Source organism: Chromohalobacter sp. 296-RDG (genome assembly GCF_029889885.1).
Lineage (GTDB): Bacteria > Pseudomonadota > Gammaproteobacteria > Pseudomonadales > Halomonadaceae > Chromohalobacter.
Genome location: NZ_JARANY010000291.1, coordinates 1 through 733, shown reverse-complemented (window position 1 = coordinate 733; position 733 = coordinate 1). Strand labels below are relative to the sequence as shown.

Annotated in this window: 1 protein-coding gene; it reads right to left on the bottom strand. The window is 63.8% G+C overall.

Translation table 11 applies throughout. The features are described 5' to 3' along the window. Window positions 1-733 (bottom strand): trypsin-like peptidase domain-containing protein (locus OP495_RS18605; protein ID WP_280571265.1); only part of this gene is annotated, 733 nt, incomplete at both ends.

Here is a 733-nt window from a genome sequence, read left to right as displayed (position 1 = left end):
CGTAACCCTCTTCGCGAAGCTGGTTGGCGACATCCAGTGCCACGTCGATGGGGATGGCGAAGGAAAGGCCCATGTAGCCGCCGCTACGAGTCAGGATCTGGGAGTTGATGCCCACGACCTCGCCATCCAGGTTGAAGAGCGGCCCGCCCGAGTTGCCCGGGTTGATCGCCACGTCGGTCTGGATGAAGGGGACGTAGACGTCCTGGGGCAGCGTGCGGTTGATGGCGCTGATGATCCCGGACGTCACAGAGTGATCGAAGCCGAAGGGGGAGCCGATGGCGGCGACCCACTGGCCGACCTTGAGATCGGTGGACTCACCCAGCTCCAGGGTCGGCAGGTTGTCCGCCTCGACCTTGAGGACCGCCACGTCGGTCTTTTCGTCGGCACCGACCAGCTCCGCCTTGAGCTCACGGCGGTCGTTGAGGCGGACCAGGATCTCGTCGGCCTCCTTGACCACGTGGGCGTTGGTCATGATGTAGCCGTCTTCATCGAAGATGAAGCCGGACCCCAATGACCGGCGTGGCGTATCACCTCGGTTAGGTCCGCCATCAGGCGGCATCGGGATGCGGTCGCCGAAGAAGTGGCGGAAGATCTCCGGCACCTCCTGCCCACCAAATTGCCGAGAGGACGTCATGGACCTTTCGACATCGCGGGAGGTGGAGATGTTGACCACGGCCGGCGCGGCCTTGTCGACCAACTCCGTGAAATCCGGCAGTCGTGACTCGGCAAGGGC